We start from the raw sequence: 13,381 nt of genomic DNA, 5'->3' as shown, positions 1-13,381 counted from the left end.
ACTATGGTATTGAATCGTTATTTCGACTTATTCGACGCGTCACGCACGGACGCACAAGCTTTCGAGGATCTCGTTTCCTTATTCACGACAGACATCACGTTCGTCCTGAACGGACAACCAAAGCACGGCATCGACGCCTGGAAACAGTTCGTCCGTCATGTGTTCACGGCGAATCAAGACATTAAGCACATGTACGCAGGCTGGGAAGAAACAACACCAGGAACATATGAAACACGCTGGGCAGTTTGCGGAAAACGGGCAGACGGTAGTGTCTTCACGCAAGACGGAAAAGATATCGCACGTCTTGATGAAAACGGACGGATCGCTTACCTGGAGAACGTTCCAGATGACCCGACGATGTTCCGTTCATAAGATTACTTTTAAACAACGAAAACCTGTGTTCTAGACTGACCTAGCAATATGAGACACATATAAAAAACCTTGATTAGGCTGCCTGTACACCGTATTTTTTCGGTGTCAGGTAGCCTAATTTTTCTTGGATTCGTTCTTCGTTATAGTAATTTAAGTAATTAGTAACGCGTTCAGAGACCTCATGGTCTCTTAGTGAATTAAATTTGACGTACTGGAATTCCTCGGACTTTAAATTAGAGTGGAACGATTCGATAACTGCGTTGTCCCAACAGTTTCCTCTACGAGACATGCTGCTTGTTAGGTGATTCCTTTTAACGAATTCTTGAAAGGCGTATGACGTATAGACACTTCCTTGGTCCGAATGAAGGATGACCCCTTCGGGATAGTTTCGATTCTCAAGCGCTATCTTCAACGTATCAATCACAAGAGACGTTTGTTGATGCTCGTATAACTTGTATGCGACGATTTCGTTATTAAAAAGATCCATGATGATGGAAAGATATTTCGTCGTGCTGCCGTATTGGATATAGGTGATATCCGTCACCCACTTTTGATTCGGTTTACTTGCTGTGAAATCGCGCTTGATGAGATCCGGTGCCGTTATGATGCGCTCACCTTGAGACTTCCATCTTCGCTTCGGCTTGATCCGACATTGGAGATGGTGTTTTTGCATGATTTTCTGTACGGTATTCCGATTGGCTTTTAACTGATAGATTTGCTGTAATAATGCCTTTATTTTTCGATGTCCATTCCGATACTTCGTCTGTTTACTTAGTTCAATGACGGTTTTTTCGAGCACTGAAGGTGCTTTAACAGATTCCTTAATCCAACGGTAATAGCTTGCTCTTGGTACATTCAAAGCGCTAAGAATGGCGGTGATTGTATACTTTCTCCGAAGAAACTCTACAATTTTTATGACTACTTCTTTCTCAACTCTCTTTCGATTTCCATGTACTTTTTTAAGATCTCATTTTCCATCTTCAGATGTGACATTTGTCGTTCTCTCTTGTCATCCTCACTCGCAGAATCTGGACCATGTCCATAGGTATATTGTTTACCGATTGGCTGATCAAATCGATAATGTTCGTTAGAGCGATACCATCTCATCCATGTTTTGATTTGAGATTCATTTTTGATTCCGTACTTCTCCATGATTTCTCTCGTCGTTAACTTACCACTCAGCTTATCTTTGACTACTGCCCATTTCACTTCACTTGAATATACGTTTTTGCCCATGCAAAAACACCTCCGATGTTAGTACTTTTTAAAAGTGTACCACTCCGAAGGTGTTTTATATTGTCTCAAAATTTTAGGTTAGCCCAGTTCCGCGCAAGCAGAACACAGGTTTTTTGATTTTTAGCGCTTCAGCACGAATCGTTTCAACAAATAGCCCGTGATGACAAGTAATGACGCAATGGCGAAATAGACCACGTAGATCAACAAGTCTGGCGCAAATCGTGACACGATGTACGTCATCACGACGACAGCCGTATACAGCAACAAAAATAAACTGATGTGCTTCAACTTCGACACTCCCCTTTGAATCCTTCCCTCTTCTTTATGAAAATGACTGGAAAATGTTTCAAAAGACCTGTCGTTGCTTCGTTTTATAGATTCTTCGCTTTGAAGGTATCTCCGCCTTCGATCGTGCCGTTATCAAAACCTTTTTGGAACCAACGCTCCCGTTGCGCCGATGTGCCGTGGGTGAAACTTTCTGGTACGACATATCCTTGTCCCTTCTCTTGTAACGTATCATCCCCGACAGCATTCGCTGCCGTCAGTGCTTCTTCGAGATCGCCTTCTTCGAGCAAGTTTTCGCCTTGCGCATGATGCGCCCAGACGCCGGCATAATAATCTGCCTGTAGCTCGAATCGAACGAGGTACTTGTTGAACTTCTCCTCACTCATTTGCTCTCGAAGTGGCATGATCTCGTCCGACTTTCCGAGTAACGTCTGGACGTGATGCCCGACTTCATGCGCAATGACATAGGCCATCGCAAAATCGCCCGGTGCTCCGTACTTCGTCTGCAGTTCATCATAAAAGCTTAAATCGATGTATAATTTCTGATCACCGGGACAATAAAAGGGACCGACGGACTTCCCTGCTTGTCCGCAAGCCGAACTGACTTGATCCGTATATAAGACGAGCTTCGGTTTTTTATAGGTCTTACCATCTTCTTTAAATTCCTTCGTCCAGACCCGCTCCGTATCCGCTAAGACGACGGAGACAAAGTCCGCTGCTTCTTTTTCCTGTGCTGTTTCTTCATACGTCGTATTTTGCTGATCCCCGCCGGTTAAGTCTCCGAGTAATTCAGCTGGATTACCGCCCATCAAGGTGATGACGATCAGCAGGATGATTCCGACACCACCACCTATGCCGGCAATTCCTTTCCCTCCCATTCCCCGTCGATCCTCGACGTTTGAACTGCGTTCTCTTCCCTTCCATTTCATACGCTTTCCTCCTACTCGTTTCGTTGTAGGTCTTTACCCGAAAGCGTTCGTCCGTAACGCTCCGTCTTAGGATGGACGTTACTTCTCGTATTCATTGCTAAAATAAGTACAGCCATTTCTAGGAATATCACCCTCCTGTAGAGAAGAAGTTCAGCACGGATTTTCGCAGAAAGGAGTTGTCCGATGCACTCGTTCCGTCAACGTCTCAAGAACTTCATGTATACGTACCGTAAGGACATCCTCGTCCTATCTGGTATGTTTTTATTCATCTTAGCTTATAGCTTCCCATTGTTTCGTTCTGGCATGGTGACGTTCAGCGATCTATCCTTCGGACTGTCCTCCCATCGCTATTTAGAAGAAATTTATGGGGCATGGAACAACCGCTGGAGCACGACGACGCTTCTGAATGTCGCACGACTTCTCTACATCCTACCGTTTTATCTACTCAGTCTATTGTTTGGCTCGTCCGGTCCCGTCTTGATCAAGTCATTCATCATCGGACTGTTGACGATCTCTGCTTTATCGATGTTCGCTTTTACGAAACGACTCCATTCCGTTTATGTCTCGAAGCACTTTTCTTATCTCTCACTGATTGCTTTCGCGATCGCCGCGTTATTTTATGCCTTAAATCCGTGGGTGATCACGCGGATTCAACATATCTATCTATTATGTGGGTATTCCGTCTTCCCTTACGCTTCGATGTTGTTCTTCAATATCTTCGACCCAAAGTTTCGGGAACAGCTCGATCCCGGTTTTCGCTTGTCTGATCGGTTGAGTCGACGGACATGGTTTGATATCACCGGGCTATCGATTGTCTTTGCCTTCATGGCGGCCGGGATCCATTATTTCTTCTTCTCACTGATCTATATGAGCATCATGGTCGGACTCATTTTTCTAAAGACGAGTTGGACGCGTCGCAAAGAACGGATGTGGTCACCGTTACTTTGGTTTTATGTTCGGGCGACCTGTGCGTTTGGTCTCGTTTTTCTACTATTCAATGGATATTGGTTCTTGATGTACGTCGGCTCGATTCTGACCGGCTCACAAGCTTCACAACACAATCCGTCGTCAAAATCCTAGCCACATGGCTTTTGATTCAACAAACGAACGTTATCTATGCATTATTATTCATCTTGGCCGGCATGATTGCATCCTATCTCTTAAGTCTCATGCAAGTCCCGTTCCCGACGAGTACCGGGCATCTCAAGGCGAGCGGACTCGTCCATGTGATTCACACACAAGTTGTCATGACGCTTTTTTTCACACTCGATAGCCTTCTTGTCACCCGTTACTTTCCACAGCTAGCAGGAGATTATTCCGTTGCCTTACGATTCGGTCAACTGCTGTTGTTCGTCGCATTATCGCTCGCCCAACTGTTATTACCGCGCTTAAGCCAAAAAAGTCAGGATCAATCCTTTCTTCTCTGGGAGCGTCGCTTTTACAGAATCTTATTAGGCGGACTCGTTCTTGCTGTTTTGGTGTACTGGACGATCGTCCCTTATCTGATTCCGATGTTATTCGGAAGTGGTTACGACGCGGCAACTCATTACATCAAATATATGGTTTTCGTTTATGTCGGCATCACGTTGATTCAATACGAGGCACTCGTCCAGTTCTCGCTACACCGAACCGGCTACTTGAAAGGCTATTGGTTGATTCTGATTCTCTACATCCTTGTCTTGATCACCTTTCACTCGTCCGTCGAGACTTGGTTACTCGCGCAAGCAGGTGTCTTTTTACTCGGCGCCCTGATCTTACGTTTCACCTTACCCCGACACCCCCATTCAGCGAAGGAGGCGTAACATGAAACCCCATCTACTTTTTTTATCTTGGCGCGATATCAAACATCCGAAAGCGGGTGGCGCAGAAGTGTTCACCCACGAGATGCTCCGACGTGTCAGTGATGAGTACGAGATCACTCATTTTTCTCCAGCATTCGATGGCGGACACGATGTCGAGTATTTGGACGGAGTCACTTATATCCGGAGAGGTACCGCACTCTCCGTCGTTCCACTTGCCTTTTCTTATTACCAGTCGCATGCTGCGACGATTGATTTAGTCGTCGATCAGATGAACACGCATCACTTTTTCACACCCCTTTATGTTCCTGTAACAAAACGAGCCCTCTTCATCCATCAGTTGACGCGCGAAATTTGGCAAATCAACGTTCGTCCCCCTTTCTCATACGTTGGCGAATGGACGGAGACACCACGTTTGCAGCTGTACCGGACTGGTCGCGCTTTGACTGTCAGCCAGTCAACAGCAGACGATTTACTTGCTGTCGGATTTTCCAAAGACGAGGTGACGATTTTACCAGAAGGTCTCTCTTTCACCCCCTGGAACGAGGAGGACTGGAAGCCAAAAGAAGCACACCCGACATTTTTATATGCCGGGAGGATGTCAGCCTATAAAGGGATCAATGATGCACTTCAAGCTTTCGTCATCGTCAAACGGGAGTATCCCGAGGCTCGTTTCTGGGTCATCGGGAAAAAAGACGAGGCGTATATTACCGAACATCTTCATCCAATCGTCCCGGAAGAGATGCGAGACGCCATCACTTATTTTGGATTCGTCAGTGAGGAAGAAAAGCTCGAACGGATGAGTCGTGCGACGGCGCTCCTGTTTCCTTCAAAACGAGAAGGTTGGGGATTGACGGTCAGCGAAGCGGCGGCAGTCGGTACACCGACGATTGTCTATGACGCCCCTGGACTGCGTGACGCCGTCCAGTACGGTATGACCGGTTACATGGCAAAGAGTCAGACACCGGGTGCCCTTGCTGCCGAGATGCGGGCTTGCTTACGTGACCCAGAAGAATACGAAATGATTCAGGCAGCTGGTCATCGTTTTGCTCAGACGTTACATTGGGATCACACAGGTCAAGCGTTCAGAAACTGGTTACAACGTGAATTGATACCCGTTGCACTGAAGGAGGATTATTCATGATTGGAATTGCTATGTCCACGTACGAGAACGAAGCGATCATAACGGAAACGATCCGCTCACTTCAGACACAACACGCCTCTTTCCTTTGTGTCATCGCAGATGATGGTTCGACTGATTCCACCGTCGAGACGATGCGTCGATTGACCGCAAATGATACGCGATTTGAAGTACTTGCGCTTCCGCACGGTGAACGAGGGATCGCCCGCAAGACTGCGATTGATCGCTTAAAGCAACACAATGTCGAATACCTCTATATCATTGATTCCGATATGGTACTTGAAGAGCAGTTATTAAAAAGCTGCCTCTTATATCTTGAGGCACATTTAGAGGTCGGAGCACTCGTCATTCCCGAACGCGCGTACAGCGATTTTGATAATTACTTCAGTCAAGTGAAGGTCTTTGAACGTAACTTGTTCAACATACCAACGAATCAACTTGATACACATACGATGGAAGCCGCGCGTTTTTGGCGGCTCGAGGCGTATATCGCATCGGGTGAGATTGATCCGACGCAAATCAGTTTCGAAGAGACGCAACCGACGATTCGTTATTTGGAACAAGGCGGAATCATTCGTCGCGCGACGTTCACCTACGTACACCACAACGAAAAGCAGGTCGAATTAAACGACCTGCTTCGAAAGAAACGCTATTACTTTGATGTCATGCCTGCGACGCTCGACGCGGAACAGGGTGGCTTCATGAAAGCTTTACGACGTTGGTATTTCTTCCGTCCCGTTCTCTATCATCAGGCTAATTTAAGAAAGTACAGCCGTCATCCGCTGTTGACCGTTGGCGTCATCTACATGTACTTACGTCTTAGCTTCATTGGCGTAGAGTCTCTCTTCTTCAAACGGGTTTCGTAAGACTACCGGTCAGCGATTGATAAAGGATGTACGTGCCGAACTGTGTCGGGAATTCGAAGCGATGAATACCGTTCTGGTCTTCTAGAATCTGTTCATGATGATCAATCGTTAGGGCACGTTGACTGACGATTGATCCATCTTCGTAAAATAGACAATATGGACGATTTGAATTGATCAACACATCGGTAAAATGTTGCCTCAGATTCCGTTTACGTTGTTTCGTTTCCACGACCTCATCTCCGATGCGCGTCATGATCCCAAGAACCCGATCGTCAATCTTCAATGGTTTCGTCATCATCCGACTGACGTTTCCTGCGTTCACAGCCGCCAGCAACGTATGGACTTGCATATAGTCCGTCAAGACGATTTGTTTCGTCAACGGTGCACGTTGTTTAGCGGCACGTAATAACTCAACACCATCCATTTCCGGAAGTCGAAGTTCCGTCAGTAAAACATCGACGTCGGATGATGCGAGGTGTGACAGTGCTTCTTCTCATGAACCTGCCTCCTGTACGTCTTGTCCCGCTGCTTCCAATTTCCGTCGTAAAATGTGTCGTGTCGGTTCATGTGAGTCAACTAATAGATAAAGTGCCATATGCTATCGCCTCCGTTTTAAAAAGAAAGGATGGTCGTCAATGTATATTCTCTTACTATCAGGTGGATCCGGAAAACGGCTTTGGCCGCTCTCGAACGATTTAAACTCGAAACAGTTCTTAAAAATTCTTGAAGATCGCGATGGCAATAAACAGTCGATGATGGAACGTGTTTTTCAACAGCTTCAGGAAGTCGGTTTGGACGACCGGACCGTCATCACGACGACGAGTTCACAAGTCGATGCAATCGAAAATCAACTCGGCTTCCGTACTTCCATCATTCAGGAACCGTCACGTCGCGATACGTTCCCTGCCATCATGCTCGCAACGAGTTATCTAGCAGAGCGAATCGATTTAGAAGAGACGGTCGTCATCATGCCGGTCGATCCTTACGTTGAATTGTCGTTCTTTGAGCGATTCGAGCAACTCGATCAAGCTGTTCAAGCACATCCGGATGCACTCCATCTAATGGGTGTCGAACCGTTGCATCCGACGTCAAAGTACGGCTATATCATTCCGCAGACATCTGAAAACATGTCCATCGTCGATCGCTTCCAGGAAAAACCGACCGTTGAAGTCGCGGCTGATTTAATTGAACAAGGTGCATTATGGAACTGTGGTGTCTTTGCCTGTCGCCTTGACTTCTTAATGCAATGTTTAGAAGAACAAGCTGTACCGACGACGTTCGAGGCGCTCCGTTCGAATTATGAGGCACTAGAAAAGACATCTTTTGATTATGCGGTCGTCGAAAAGACCGATTCCTTATTCGTTCACCGGTATGATGGTTACTGGAAAGATCTCGGAACATGGAATACATTAACGGAAGAGATGCCGCATCCGCTCCACGGAAACGCCCGGATGCTCCACTCAAAAAACACGCATATCGTCAATGAACTACAGGTTCCTGTTCTAGGGATTGGACTCGATAACTTAATCGTATCGGTGAGTCCAGATGGTGTCCTCGTTGCGTCAAAAGACGAGACACCTGCCTTAAAAGAATATTTGACGGATGATACCTTGCCACCACAATTTGAGTGGAAACGCTGGGGCTATGCGACGATTTTACATCAACAGCAACTAGATGACGGACGTTATGCTGTGACTCGACGGCTTCATATCAAAGCACATCAGCAAATCAGTCATCATTATCATGCACATACCGACTCGACATGGAGCATCTTACAAGGTCGGGCAGAAGCACTAATCGATGGTCAGTCACAGCAGCTCGGACCAACTTCTGTCGTGCATATTCCACAAGGTGTTCCGCATACGCTGACCACACTAGAAGACTTGATCATGATTGAAATTAAATACTCGATCGATTGGACAGAGCAGGATAACTATCCGCTCCCTACCTCCATCCGGTCCAAACCATAATGTTAGAAAGGGCACCTCCTGTTGGTGCCCTTTCGTCTGCTTTAGTCTAAAAACACCTCACTCGTCACGAACGTCACGGATCCAGATATTTCGTAACCCCCCGATCGACGCGGTATAAAGAATTGGTTTCCTTTCTGTAAAGGAATCACGCGATTCCCTTGTCGCGCTTCTCCTTGACCATCAATGACAGTCAATAAACGAAAGACCGGATGATCATGCAATGCGTACCGACCGCTCACTTCATGACGAATGACCGTGAAGGAAGGCACCTGCAGCAGCTTCGTCATGACGCCCCCCTCCTTGACGATTGTCTCTGATTGGTTCGTCCACGGCTCATCTGGAATCGTTGTGACAGCAATCGCCTTCTCAACGTGTAATTCTCGCGGTTTCCCGTCATCTCCTAATCTGTCGTAATCATATAGTCGGTACGTCCGATCGCTCATCTGTTGAATCTCAAGAAGAACGACGCCTGGTCCTAAAGCGTGGATCGTACCACTCGGAATGTAATAGAACTCGCCAGGTTTCACTTTTTGATGGCGAAGTGACGTCTCCCAGTCCTTTTCTTGCGCGCACCGCAATAATGCATCTCGTGATTGTAGATTGTGACCGAGAATGATCTCTACCTCTGGTGCAGCCTCTAAGATATACCAGCATTCGTTCTTGCCGTACGGTTCTCCTTCAAGACGTCGTGCCTCCTCATCATTCGGGTGAACTTGTACCGATAAGTAGGCGGACGAATCTAGCAATTTTACATGTAGCGGGAACGCATCGAGCAGATAATCACCGAACAGTTCTGTCCGCTTCGTTCGCCATAGTTCAACTAGCGTCTTTCCTTGATCAGGTCCATCTAAGAAGTGCGTCCGACCACTCGCACGGGCGGATGCTGTCCAACATTCTCCAATTTGTCCTTCTGGTAACTCAAACTGAAATAACGCCTCTAAACGTCGACCGCCCCAAATTCGTTCTTTGAAAATTGGTTGAATGGCATACATATCGACGCGGACTCCCGATAGACTAGGAGCGACGCTTCACCTCCATCTATACGTTTGGTTACCTCTTTATACTCATTTTATGTCTATATTATCCAAATAAAACAGATTGAATCATAAAAAAACCAACTCTTAGTGCATCACTAGGAGTTGGTTTTCGCATAGTTTGCAAGCCCTTTTATTGTTCGAGGTACTCGATGATCGTCTGCGGATCCACGCGTTTCGTATAATCCGATGAGACTTCTGCGAAACGAATCACACCATCCGTATCAATGATGAACGTCGCCGGTTTCGGTAACTGCCAATCCTCATTTCCGTTGTGCTTCGCTACATCAAGTCCCGATGCTTTGTAAATCTCAATCAAATAATCTGGCAGGTCGAACACCAAATCAAATTGACGGGATACATGTAAATCAACGTCACTTAAAACAGGGAAACTTAACGCATTCTTGTTTGCCGTCTGTTCAGCAAAATCAGGTGTCTCCGGACTAATTGCAACGACGGTCGCTCCCTGAGCGCGGATTCGATTGATTTCCCGTTCGTACGCTCGAAGCTCGAGATTGCAATATGGACACCAGCCGCCCCGGTAGAACGTCAAGATGACAGAACCTTGCTCGAGTAATGTCTCGATCGCCACAGGCTTGCCGGATACATCAGGTAACGTGAAGTGTGGAATTGTATCACCAACATCTAGACCTTTAGCGATACCGGAAGCAGCCAGCTCAGCTGTCGCTTCCGCCATCAACCGTTGTTTCTCAGCAGGTGCCTTTTGTCGGAATTCCGATTGATACTGTTTGATTTCTTCGAGTAATCGTGTCATATGTTCTCCCCCTTTATTGCTGTATAGAATAACAGGGAGATTACTCATTTGTCTCTTCTGACGACTCTTCTGCCTTCTTCCGGAATCGTTTGACAAACCCCATCAGTTGTTCCGGCGTCAGCTCGAGCTTATTCTCATAGACATATTTCGTTCCGTATCCGAGTGCAAGAGTAGCGGTCGAAGCGACTCCCGCTGCAATGACGGCACCATACCCTGGAACTAACTTTGCTATTTGCCGAAAAGCAGTCTTTCCGGAGTTTCCGACAATTGTCACGACAAGCAACTCCTTGGCACTCTCTTTGGATAACTGTCGTTCATACAGATTCGATAACTTGAGCATCAAGCCGATTTGAATTGAAGTCAACGGAATGATATCAGCTCCCGGGAACGGGACGGCACCGATCGCACCAGCGGCTGTTCCGGCACCCACAATCCAGTTGTTGGCGATCTTGCCTCGAACGGTCGGATCCATCTGACGAACGAACACATTATCCTTGTCGAACTTTTTTAAGATATCGAGGACCTCCCGACGGAGCCGATCAATGTTCGTTCCTTCTCGTGCTGATACGGGAATGATTTTGGGTCCTGGTAGTTTTTCTGCAATATGCTGAACGATCGTGTCGACATCATCCGTCGCATCCATCTTCGTAACGACGATCAAGACATTTTGGTTATGTTGATAAATCTTACGGAAATTCTTCGTCTCCGTTTCGGATAAGACAGTACCTGCCGCATTTAAAAAGTAAAGGATGACATCGGCACTTTGATAGTACGTCCACGTCGCTTCCGAGTTCTGTGTATTGGCATCATTTAATCCCGGTGTATCGACGAAGATGACTTTATCTTCCGGATGCTGCCTGACTTGATCGATCCGGACCGTTTCACCCGGGCGCGCTCCGACCGTTGCGACTTCACGACCAAGAATCGCGTTCAAGGTCGAGGATTTTCCTGCATTGACGTCTCCGATCAGAGCAACTGTCACGTCCTGCTCCAACGATTGATTAAAATCCCGTCGCTCCGATTCAAATGACTGATCAAAAATTTCCTCCAGTTTGCGTTTCCGCTTTTGTTGATTGGTCTCAAGTCCTTCACCAAAAAAATCATCCATCGTGATCCCTCCCCCTTCTTTTGCTGTCTGTCTTTTCCCGTTATCTATTGATTTCAATACAAAACAGGCAAGTGAACCTCTTGTCCACTTGCCTGTTTTTAAAGATATGTGCTGCGTCGCTCGAGCAACACCGTATCGCGCCATCTGCCTCCGAGCCGACCGATTCGCTCCCGTCGACCGACTTCCCGAAAATTAAAACGTTCATGAAGGCGAAGACTCGCTTGATTTTCCGGAAAGACTTGCGATTGTAAGGTCCAGATTCCGGCTGCTTCACTTGCTTGAATGACGTCTTCCATCAAGCGTGTGCCGACACCTTTGCCGCGCGCGTCTTCCGCGATATAGAGGCTGATTTCAGCGACACCGGCGTATGCCGGAATCGAAGAGAATGGACTTAACGCGACCCAACCGAGCAGTTGCTCGTCTTCCATCGCAACGAGTCGACTGTGTTCGTGGTGATGACGCGTCCATTCTTCGTACGGTAATGCTTCTGTGCGGAACGTCGCGTTCTCCGTCTTTATTCCTTGTTCGTAGATCCGAACGACTTCTGGATAATCCGATTCTTTCATTAGTCGAATGTGCATGGTGTCTCCTCTATTCGTTCTATCATCTCATCAAGTTTTATACTTCTAATCGCACTGCCATTTCTCGACCGAATCGGTCCCCGTGGTCGATGAAGCCGAGACTCGCATACAGACGGTGTGCCGCCTGATTATCCGGTCGATAGCCGACGGCGATTCGTTTTGCTGCAGGTAACGTGCGCATCTCGTCAATCACAGCTTGCATCGCTAATCGTCCAATGCCGTTCCCTTGCTGCGCTTGATCGATCATGATGCGGTAAATCCAGTAGCCATCGAGTTCTTCTAGTTCCGTGTTGTACATCACAAAACCAACGACGGTTTCATCTGCAATGATCGCCCGAAGGACAAGGCTAGGTTCGAACTTCGCTTGCGCGATCGAGTAGACGTTCGCTTCCATGAAGTCTTGCTGTTCTGCTGTCAGTGTCAGCTCACAACACGCTTCCCAGTTCTCTGCTGTTACTGGTACAAGTTGAATCATGTTCATTTCCCCTTTTAGTTAGACGGGAGTTCCCTCCAGCGTCTGTTGATCACATCGTTGCACAGTGATCGCCCCCTCTCCTTCTCTTTCCTATCGGCTGACTCGCTTCATTATTGAAGGACTGCTGCCTTTTCAAGCACCGCAGGAAGTTCGGCTAACGAAGTAATCGTAAACGTCGGCTTGATATCCGTCGCTGGTTTTCCTTCCGGATTAAACCAACACGTTGCGATACCAGCTTGATTGCCACCTGCGATGTCAGCTGACAAGGAATCCCCGACGATGATTGTTCGCGTCGGATCGAATTGCGGAATCCGCGCAAACACATGATTGAAAAATCCTGCCATCGGTTTTTGAAAACCTGTCTCTTCTGAAACGAAAATCCCTTCAAAGAAATCTGTTAATCCAGCGCCATCGAGCCGTGCGCGTTGCGTCTTCGAAATACCGTTCGTGACGACGTACATCGTGACGTTTCCGGTTAGCTGCTCAAGTAGCGCCGTCGCACCCGGAATCAATTCTGTTCCTTGTGCGAGATAGCCGCGATACGTTTCGTCAACTTCTCGTCCGTCGACTTCTCGTCCTTCTTCCGCGAAGAATGTCACGAACCGTGAGTGAATGACTTCCTCACGTGTCATCTCACCTCGTTCGAGTGCTTTCCAAAGTGCTTGATTGAGTGTTTTATAGCGCGTTTCTCGCTCGGCCGTCCACTGCAACTCTTGTTGCTCGAGCAGGCGGCGAAAGGCAATCCGTTCCGTTGCTTCAAAATCGAGTAATGTATGGTCAATATCGAATAATACCGTCGTGTAAAACATA

16 protein-coding genes are annotated in these 13,381 nt (G+C 47.2%); 6 read left to right on the top strand and 10 right to left on the bottom strand.

Going from position 1 to position 13,381, the window contains the following annotated elements; genetic code table 11:
* Positions 1-3 precede the first annotated feature (3 nt).
* Positions 4-372 (top strand): nuclear transport factor 2 family protein, encoded by a 369-nt coding sequence (locus tag ESP131_RS03325; RefSeq protein WP_029343141.1) that lies wholly within the window; start codon positions 4-6, stop codon positions 370-372.
* Positions 373-445: 73 nt separating this feature from the next.
* On the opposite strand, the gene ESP131_RS03320 is transcribed toward ESP131_RS03325, so the two are convergent.
* The 3 genes from ESP131_RS03320 to ypfJ all read right to left on the bottom strand — a co-directional run bounded on the left by ESP131_RS03320 (position 446) and on the right by ypfJ (position 2,822).
* Positions 446-1,608 (bottom strand): IS3 family transposase gene (locus tag ESP131_RS03320; protein WP_152548189.1). Its coding sequence is split into 2 segments (ribosomal slippage): positions 446-1,332 and positions 1,332-1,608, totalling 1,164 coding nucleotides; the frame shifts between segments, so codons are not numbered across the junction.
* A gap of 120 nt (positions 1,609-1,728) precedes the next feature.
* Positions 1,729-1,896, bottom strand: a complete 168-nt coding sequence (locus tag ESP131_RS16610) for a hypothetical protein (RefSeq protein ID WP_156772481.1) — start codon at positions 1,894-1,896, stop codon at positions 1,729-1,731.
* An 83-nt stretch (positions 1,897-1,979) separates the two neighbouring features.
* Positions 1,980-2,822 (bottom strand): KPN_02809 family neutral zinc metallopeptidase, encoded by an 843-nt coding sequence (gene ypfJ, locus ESP131_RS03310; RefSeq protein ID WP_029343140.1) that lies wholly within the window; start codon positions 2,820-2,822, stop codon positions 1,980-1,982.
* A 183-nt stretch (positions 2,823-3,005) separates the two neighbouring features.
* Here ypfJ and ESP131_RS03305 point away from each other — a divergent pair, with 183 nt between their 5' ends.
* Genes ESP131_RS03305 through ESP131_RS03290 form a run of 4 tightly spaced genes read left to right on the top strand, consistent with a single transcriptional unit; the run spans position 3,006 to position 6,628 of the window.
* Positions 3,006-3,902 (top strand): hypothetical protein, encoded by an 897-nt coding sequence (locus ESP131_RS03305; protein ID WP_047392022.1) that lies wholly within the window; start codon positions 3,006-3,008, stop codon positions 3,900-3,902.
* 11 nt (positions 3,903-3,913) lie between these two features.
* A complete protein-coding gene (locus tag ESP131_RS03300) occupies positions 3,914-4,624 on the top strand; it encodes a polysaccharide biosynthesis protein (RefSeq protein ID WP_047392026.1) in 711 nt (236 codons plus the stop codon).
* A gap of 1 nt (position 4,625) precedes the next feature.
* Complete coding sequence (locus tag ESP131_RS03295) at positions 4,626-5,765, top strand: glycosyltransferase family 4 protein (RefSeq protein ID WP_069940156.1); 1,140 nt, start codon at positions 4,626-4,628, stop codon at positions 5,763-5,765.
* Positions 5,762-6,628: a glycosyltransferase family 2 protein gene (locus ESP131_RS03290; RefSeq protein ID WP_029343136.1), complete on the top strand. Its 867-nt coding sequence runs from the start codon at positions 5,762-5,764 to the stop codon at positions 6,626-6,628. The genes ESP131_RS03295 and ESP131_RS03290 overlap by 4 nt, the downstream gene beginning before the upstream one ends.
* Here the strand turns inward: ESP131_RS03290 and ESP131_RS03285 are convergent.
* Entirely contained in the window at positions 6,612-7,112 is a 501-nt protein-coding gene (locus ESP131_RS03285) for a response regulator (RefSeq protein WP_081834758.1), read from the bottom strand. The genes ESP131_RS03290 and ESP131_RS03285 overlap by 17 nt on opposite strands.
* A 151-nt stretch (positions 7,113-7,263) precedes the next feature.
* Between ESP131_RS03285 and ESP131_RS03280 the strand changes: the two genes are divergently transcribed.
* Entirely contained in the window at positions 7,264-8,598 is a 1,335-nt protein-coding gene (locus tag ESP131_RS03280; protein ID WP_051656325.1) for a sugar phosphate nucleotidyltransferase, read from the top strand.
* A 41-nt stretch (positions 8,599-8,639) separates the two neighbouring features.
* On the opposite strand, the gene manA is transcribed toward ESP131_RS03280, so the two are convergent.
* The 6 genes from manA to ESP131_RS03250 all read right to left on the bottom strand — a co-directional run bounded on the left by manA (position 8,640) and on the right by ESP131_RS03250 (position 13,380).
* Positions 8,640-9,590 carry a mannose-6-phosphate isomerase, class I gene (gene manA, locus ESP131_RS03275; protein ID WP_029343133.1) on the bottom strand — a complete coding sequence of 317 codons (951 nt, stop codon included), beginning with the start codon at positions 9,588-9,590 and terminating at the stop codon, positions 8,640-8,642.
* A 175-nt stretch (positions 9,591-9,765) separates the two neighbouring features.
* Positions 9,766-10,407 (bottom strand): peroxiredoxin-like family protein, encoded by a 642-nt coding sequence (locus ESP131_RS03270; RefSeq protein WP_029343132.1) that lies wholly within the window; start codon positions 10,405-10,407, stop codon positions 9,766-9,768.
* A gap of 40 nt (positions 10,408-10,447) precedes the next feature.
* Positions 10,448-11,515, bottom strand: a complete 1,068-nt coding sequence (locus ESP131_RS03265; protein WP_029343131.1) for a YcjF family protein — start codon at positions 11,513-11,515, stop codon at positions 10,448-10,450.
* 98 nt (positions 11,516-11,613) lie between these two features.
* Positions 11,614-12,096 carry a GNAT family N-acetyltransferase gene (locus tag ESP131_RS03260; RefSeq protein ID WP_029343130.1) on the bottom strand — a complete coding sequence of 161 codons (483 nt, stop codon included), beginning with the start codon at positions 12,094-12,096 and terminating at the stop codon, positions 11,614-11,616.
* A gap of 37 nt (positions 12,097-12,133) precedes the next feature.
* Entirely contained in the window at positions 12,134-12,571 is a 438-nt protein-coding gene (locus tag ESP131_RS03255) for a GNAT family N-acetyltransferase (protein WP_081834757.1), read from the bottom strand.
* 110 nt (positions 12,572-12,681) lie between these two features.
* A complete protein-coding gene (locus tag ESP131_RS03250) occupies positions 12,682-13,380 on the bottom strand; it encodes a YjjG family noncanonical pyrimidine nucleotidase (protein ID WP_029343128.1) in 699 nt (232 codons plus the stop codon).
* Between the last annotated feature and the right edge of the window lies 1 nt (position 13,381).

The sequence above is a fragment of the Exiguobacterium sp. U13-1 genome (assembly GCF_001750115.1).
Classification (GTDB): domain Bacteria; phylum Bacillota; class Bacilli; order Exiguobacteriales; family Exiguobacteriaceae; genus Exiguobacterium_A; species Exiguobacterium_A acetylicum.
The sequence above is the reverse complement of the archived record's forward strand: the minus strand, read 5'-3'. Positions and strand labels throughout refer to the sequence as shown.